This window comes from Actinomadura fibrosa (genome assembly GCF_900659615.1).
In the GTDB taxonomy this organism is placed as follows: domain Bacteria; phylum Actinomycetota; class Actinomycetes; order Streptosporangiales; family Streptosporangiaceae; genus Spirillospora; species Spirillospora fibrosa.
In genome coordinates this window covers 54,479-60,813 of record NZ_CAACUY010000036.1, presented here as the reverse complement: position 1 = coordinate 60,813, position 6,335 = coordinate 54,479, and the positions used below count along the sequence as shown (strand labels likewise).

At 72.8% G+C, this 6,335-nt stretch carries 7 protein-coding genes; 3 read left to right on the top strand and 4 right to left on the bottom strand.

Annotation, left to right across the window (positions count from 1 at the left end; all coding sequences use genetic code 11):
• From E1300_RS15615 to pdhA, 3 genes are all read right to left on the bottom strand, one after another.
• A partial coding sequence (locus tag E1300_RS15615) for a biotin/lipoyl-containing protein (protein ID WP_306440658.1) occupies window positions 1-430 on the bottom strand: 430 nt, incomplete at its 3' end.
• Window positions 427-1,443, bottom strand: a complete 1,017-nt coding sequence (locus tag E1300_RS15610) for an alpha-ketoacid dehydrogenase subunit beta (RefSeq protein ID WP_131757716.1) — start codon at window positions 1,441-1,443, stop codon at window positions 427-429. The genes E1300_RS15615 and E1300_RS15610, both read right to left, overlap by 4 nt.
• A gap of 11 nt (window positions 1,444-1,454) precedes the next feature.
• The gene (gene pdhA, locus E1300_RS15605; RefSeq protein WP_131757715.1) at window positions 1,455-2,585 is read right to left on the bottom strand and encodes a pyruvate dehydrogenase (acetyl-transferring) E1 component subunit alpha; all 1,131 of its coding nucleotides are present in this window, start codon (window positions 2,583-2,585) and stop codon (window positions 1,455-1,457) included.
• Window positions 2,586-2,738: 153 nt separating this feature from the next.
• Between pdhA and E1300_RS15600 the strand changes: the two genes are divergently transcribed.
• A complete protein-coding gene (locus E1300_RS15600) occupies window positions 2,739-3,371 on the top strand; it encodes a GntR family transcriptional regulator (protein ID WP_242619165.1) in 633 nt (210 codons plus the stop codon).
• 52 nt (window positions 3,372-3,423) lie between these two features.
• Here the strand turns inward: E1300_RS15600 and E1300_RS15595 are convergent, their stop codons facing one another.
• Window positions 3,424-4,125 carry a GntR family transcriptional regulator gene (locus tag E1300_RS15595; protein ID WP_131757714.1) on the bottom strand — a complete coding sequence of 234 codons (702 nt, stop codon included), beginning with the start codon at window positions 4,123-4,125 and terminating at the stop codon, window positions 3,424-3,426.
• A gap of 143 nt (window positions 4,126-4,268) precedes the next feature.
• On the opposite strand from E1300_RS15595, the gene E1300_RS15590 reads away from it, so the two are divergent.
• Window positions 4,269-5,498, top strand: coding sequence for an NRAMP family divalent metal transporter (locus E1300_RS15590; RefSeq protein WP_131757713.1), 1,230 nt, complete (start codon window positions 4,269-4,271; stop codon window positions 5,496-5,498).
• 26 nt (window positions 5,499-5,524) lie between these two features.
• Window positions 5,525-6,316, top strand: a complete 792-nt coding sequence (locus E1300_RS15585) for a putative hydro-lyase (protein ID WP_131757712.1) — start codon at window positions 5,525-5,527, stop codon at window positions 6,314-6,316.
• Window positions 6,317-6,335: the final 19 nt, after the last annotated feature.

Sequence of the window (6,335 nt, the reverse complement as noted above, 5' to 3'; positions counted from 1 at the left end):
CCAGCGGCGACGACGGCGGCCGCGCCGCCCCGGGCCGCCGCCACTCCGCGTGCGGGGCGTCCGCGCGCGCGGCGGAGACCGCGACGGGCTCCGGCTCGGCCTCGGGCTCCGCTTGGGCGCTGGCCTTGGGCTCCGGCTTGGGCTCCGTCTTGGCCTCGGCCTCGACCTCGGGAGCCGCGGGGCTCGCCGCGCCGCCCGCCGGAGCGATCACGGCGATCGGCGCGCCGATCGCGGCCGTCTCGCCCTCGCCGACGAGGATCTTCTCCAGCACGCCGGCCTCGTAGGCCTCGTACTCCATGACGGCCTTGTCCGTCTCGATGTCGACGATGACGTCGCCGACCGCGACCTCGTCCCCCGGCTTCTTCTGCCAGGAGCTGATGACCCCCTCCTCCATGGTGTCGGACAGCCGGGGCATGAGGATCTCGGTCATCGGGCGGTCTCCAGGACGGGACGGCCGGTCGCGCGGAGCGTGTCGCGGACGGCGGTGAGCAGGGAGGCGGCGGACGGCAGCGCCGCCGTCTCCAGGGACTTGGCGTAGGGGAGCGGCACCTCGGCCATCGCGACGCGGCGGACGGGGGCGTCCAGCCAGTCGAAGGCGCCCTCCTGGATCGTCGCGGCGATCTCGGCGCCGATGCCGTAGGTGAGCCAGTCGTCCTCGGCGACCACGGCGCAGCCCGTCCGGCGGACGGACTCGACGACGGTCGCCCGGTCGAGCGGCCGCAGGCTCCGCAGGTCCACGACCTCGGCGGAGACGCCTTCGGCGGCGAGGGTCTCGGCGACCTCGGCCGCGACCCGCGCCATCCGCGAGTAGCCGATGATCGTGATGTCGGTGCCGGGGCGGGTGACGGCCGCGCGGCCGATCTCGGCGGGCTCGATGTCCGCGACGTCCGCGGGCAGCTCGCCCCTGGTGTTGTAGAGGGCGAGGTTCTCCAGGAACAGCACCGGGTCGTCGTCGCGGATCGCGGCCTTCAGCATCGCGGACGCCTCGGCGGGCGTGCTCGGCGCGACGACCTTCAGGCCGGGGATGAACGAGTAGAACAGCTCGACGTTCTGCGAGTGCGTGGCGCCGAGCTGCTGGCCGCCGCCGCCGGGGGTGCGGATCACCATCGGGACGCTGGCCTGGCCGCCGAACATCCCGTAGATCTTCGCGGCGTGGTTGACGATCTGGTCGAGCGCCAGCAGCGAGAAGTTGATCGTCATGAGCTCCACGACGGGCCGCAGCCCGAGCATGGCGGCGCCGATCGCGGCGCCGACGAAGCCCTCCTCGGCGATCGGGGTGTCCCGGACGCGCTTCGGCCCGAACTCCTTGAGCAGCCCCTCGGTGATCTTGTAGGAGCCCTCGAAGAGCCCGATCTCCTCGCCCATCAGGAAGACGTTCTCGTCCCGCAGCATCTCGGCGCGGAGGGTGTCCCGGAGGGCCTGGCGGTAGGTGACGGTTGCCATCGGCGGGCTCCTCAGGAACGGAATACGGGGTCGGCGGGCAGGCGGCGCGAGTCGCCCGGGACGGGGGTCGCGTAGGTGTAGTCGAACAGCGTGGACACGTCCGGCATCGGGCTCGCGTCGGCGAACGCCGCCGCGGCGTCGATCTCGGCGGTGACGTCGGCGTCCAGCCGGTCCCGCTCGTCGTGCGTGAGGATCCCGGCCTCCTCCAGCTCCAGCGCCATCCGGGCCAGCGGGTCGGCGGCCTTGAGGGCCTCCTTCTCCTCCTTGGACCGGTAGCGGGCGGGGTCGACGACCGAGTGGCCCTTCAGCCGCGGGCTGACCGTCTCCAGCAGGTACGGCTTGCTCTCCGACCGCGCGCGCTCCACGGCGGTCCGGGCGGCGTCGCGGACGGCGACGACGTCGGTGCCGTCCACCCGGGCGCTCTCCATCCGGTACGCGGCGCCGCGCCGGTACAGCTCGGGCTCGGCGGAGGAGTGCTCCACGGTGGTGCCCATGCCGAGCCCGTTGTTGATCACGACGAAGACGACCGGGAGGTCCCACAGGCCGGCGATGTTGAGCGACTCGTGGAACGCGCCGATGGCGGTCGTCCCGTCGCCCATCTGGCACATCACGACCTCGTCGCCGCCCTTGTAGGAGACGGCGAGCGCGGCGCCGGCGGCCAGCGGGACCTGCCCGCCGACGATGCCGTAGCCGCCGAGCAGCCGGGACTCGGCGTCGAACAGGTGCATCGACCCGCCCCAGCCCTTGGAGACGCCGGTGGAGCGGCCGTACAGCTCGGCCATGACGCGGTCGGCGCCGATGCCCTTGGCCAGCGCGTACCCGTGCTCGCGGTAGTTCGTGAACAGGTAGTCGGACGGGCGCAGGGCGGCCATCAGGCCGACGACCGTGGCCTCCTCGCCGAGGTTGAGATGGCAGTAGCCGCCGATCTTGGCCTCGGTGTAGGCGCGCGCGGCGCGCTCCTCGAACCGCCGGACCAGCAGCATCTGCCGGTAGTAGCCGACGAGTGTCGCGGCGTCGGTGGCGGCGGCGGCCGCCGCGGCGCCGGCCGCGGCGTGGGTCTCGCGCCGCGGGGCCTTCGCGCCCCGCGCCCGGCGGGTGCGGGCGGGAGCGGCGGTGCCAGCCGACCGGGTGGTCTCAGCCATCGGCGACCTTCCTTCGTCCGGGGGTGGCGCCGTAGGATCGCTCCGGCGCCCACCGATCATCATTGATCAATGATCGATCATATGATACCCGTCAAGGCCCACTTACCGAAGGTCAGAAGGCGCTTATCGACACTGCGTCTACCATGTATCAGCGTGACTACGCCCAGCTCCGTGCCGCTGCTCCGTACCGGGCTCGCCGACCAGATCCGCGAGTTCATCGTGGAGGGCATCAGCGCGGGACGCTGGGAGCCGGGCGAGCGCATCGTCGAGCGCCGGATCGCCACCGAGCTCGGCGTCAGCCAGGGGCCCGTCCGCGAGGCGCTGCGCCAGCTCGAAGCCCAGCGGCTGATCGAGACGCTGCCCAACCGGGGCGCCCGCGTCCGCGCGTTCACCGAGCAGGACCTCGCGGAGATCTTCCCCGTCCGGGCGGGGCTGGAGCGGACCGCCGTGGAGCTGGCCCTCCCGCGCCTCGCCGGCTCCCTGGACGCCCTGGAGGAGCACAACCGCCGCCTGGGCGAGGCCGCCCGCGACGGCGACCTGCACGAGCAGATGCGCCTCAGCATCGCCTTCCACCGCGAGATCGTGGAGACGGCGGGGAACCGGCTGCTCGTCTCCGTCTGGGAGGGCCTCGGCATCGAGCTGTGGACGACGCTGTCCCTGCGCCTCCACCACACGGAGATCTACTCCAAGTCGGCCGAGCACGCGGAGCTGATCGAGGCGTTCCGCCGCCGCGCCCCGGAGGCCCCCCGCATGCTCCACGCCCACGTCATGAACTATGCGCCTTAGTTCATGCGATCCCGGCCCAGGCGCGCGCCCGCGTGCGTGGCCGAGGTCGTCGTCACTCCGGCTCTTTGTAGGCGGTGGTCAACTGGGTCTCCGCGTCGTTGAGGTAGGCGCGTAGCTCCCGCTCGGCCTCGTCGGCGGCACCGGCCGCCAGCAGGTCGTAGATGCGCCGGTTGCGGGCAAGGTACGGTTCGTGGAACTCGCGCGGCGATCCCATCTCGTGGAAGACGAGGCGCATCTCGGCCAGCAGGTGCCGGGTCATCTCGTCCACCCGGGGGCTGCCCACCAGCGCGGCGATCGCCTGGTGGAAGCGGATGTCGGCGGTGCCGACGCCGGGCCAGTCCCCGGAAGCGGCGGCGCGCTCGCCGTCCTCGACCGCCGCCCCGACCCGTCCGAGGGCCTCCGGCCCGGCGGACGCGGCGCACCGCACCCCCTCGCACTCCAGGATCCGGCGGACCCGGTACAGGTCGGCGAGTCCGTCGGCGGTGACCCGGCGGACGAACACGCCCCGGTTGAACTCGTGGACGAGCAGCCGCTCCTGGACGAGGAGCCGGAACGCCTCGCGCATGGTGTTGCGCGACACCTTGGCGGCCCGGCACAGGTCCTCCTCGGGGAGCCGCTCGCCGGGGACGAGCCGCCCGTCGGTGATCTGCTCGCGGAGCAGGTCGGCGACCCGGGCGGCGGTGCTCGACCGGCCCAGCCCGTGCCGCGCCGCCGCGATCTCGTCGAGCCACGTCCCCCGCGCAGGCACCGCCATCGGCCCGTCCCTTCCCCCGCTCCCGGAGTCCCAGCGGAGCCAAGCGTAGCCCCGCGGCACCGAGAACTTCCCTACAAGGGGATTGCTGAATTGTTGAACAATTCATACGCTAGCAGGACGCCGACGTCCCGGGAGGGGCAGCCATGACCGACCGCACCGCGCTGGACGCGTCCCCGCCCTCGACCGCGCCGTCGCGCCGCGCGGCGCTCGTCGGCGCCATGTTCCTGATGGCGACCAGCGCCATCGGCCCGGGGTTCATCACCCAGACGACCCTGTTCACCGCCCAGCTCGGCGCCGCGTTCGCCTTCGCGATCCTCGTGTCGGTGCTGGTCGACATCGCGATCCAGCTCAACGTGTGGCGCGTCGTCGGCGTCTCCGGGCGGCGCGCCCAGGACCTCGGCAACAGCGTCCTGCCCGGCGCGGGCTACGGCCTCGCCTTCCTGGACGTGTTCGGCGGCCTCGTCTTCAACATCGGCAACGTCGCCGGCACGGCGCTCGGCCTGAACGCGCTGCTCGGCCTGGACGTCAAGATCGGCGGCGCGCTGTCCGCGCTGGTCGCGATCGCGGTGTTCCTGATCCGGCGGGCCGGCGCGGCGATGGACCGCATCGTGGTCGTCCTCGGCCTGGTGATGATCCTCATGACCCTGTACGTGGCGGTCGTGTCGGGCCCGCCCATCGGCGACGCCCTGCGCGAGACCGTCGCCCCCGGCGAGGTCGACTTCCTCGTGATCACCACGCTGATCGGCGGGACGGTCGGCGGCTACATCACCTACGCCGGCGCGCACCGGATGATCGAGTCCGGGCTGACCGGCGCCGAGCACGTCGGCGAGATCAACCGCAGCGCGGTCACCGGCGTCCTCGTCACCGCGCTGATGCGCGTCCTGCTGTTCCTCGCCGTCCTCGGCGTCGTCGCGGGCGGCGTGACGCTGGCCAAGGACAACCCCGCCCCCTCGGCGTTCGAGCACGCGGCGGGCGAGGCCGGGCTGCGGGTCTTCGGCCTCATCATGTGGTCGGCCGCGATCACCTCGGTGATCGGCGCGTCCTACACCTCGGTGTCGTTCCTCGTCTCGTTCTCGCCCTGGATCGAACGGCACCGCAACCGGCTCGTCGTCGCGTTCATCGTGGTGTCCGCGGCGATCTACCTGGCGATCGGCACCACGCCCGCGAAGCTGCTCGTCCTCGCGGGCGCGCTGAACGGCCTGATCCTGCCGTTCGGCCTCGCCGTGCTGCTGTGGGTCGCGGCCCGCCGCCGCGACCTGCTCGGCGGCTACCGGTACCCGCTCTGGCTGCTCGCGCTCGGCGGCGCCGCCTGGCTGCTCTCGCTCTACCTGGGCTGGAACTCCCTGTCCGGCCTCGACGACCTGTGGAACTGACCCAGTGAAGTAGGGAAGGGGAACGGATGAGCGGTCCCATCGACCCGGGCGCGCTGTCACCGGACCAGGCCAGGGCGCTGTTCCGCACCGGCCTCCGCGTCCCCACGGCGGGCTGGTGTGCCGGCTGGACGCAGGCGAACCTGATCGCGGTGCCCCGGGAGCAGGCCTACGACCTGCTGCTGTTCGCGCAGCGCAACCCCAAGCCGTGCCCCGTGCTGGACGTGACCGAGCCCGGCGCGGTGTCGGCGTCGCTGTTCTCCGGCGACCTGCGCACCGACCTGCCCGGCTACGTCGTGTACGAGCGCGGCGAGCCGGTCGCCGAGGTCACCGATGCCACCCCCTGGTGGCGCGAGGACCTCGTCGCCTTCCTCATCGGGTGCAGCTTCACCTTCGAGGACGCGCTGCGCGAGGCCGGCGTGCCCGTCCGCCACATCGAGCAGGGCGTCAACGTCCCGATGTACCGGACGAACCTGCCGTGCCGCCGCGCCGGGGACTTCGGCGGCCCGCTCGTGGTGTCGATGCGCCCGATCCGCGCCGCGCAGGTCGCGGACGCGGTCCGGATCACGTCCCGCTACCCGTCCGTGCACGGCGCGCCCGTCCATATCGGCGACCCGGAGGAGCTCGGGATCGCCGACCTCGGCGCGCCCGACTTCGGCGACCCCGTCGAGGTCCGCATCGACGAGATCCCCGTGTTCTGGGCGTGCGGGGTGACGCCGCAGGCCGCCGTGATGGCGTCTCGCCCGAAGCTCGCGATCGGGCACGCCCCCGGCCACATGGCGATCACCGACGTCCGCGACACCCGGTACCTCGTCCCCTGAGAACCGGCGAAGCCGGACT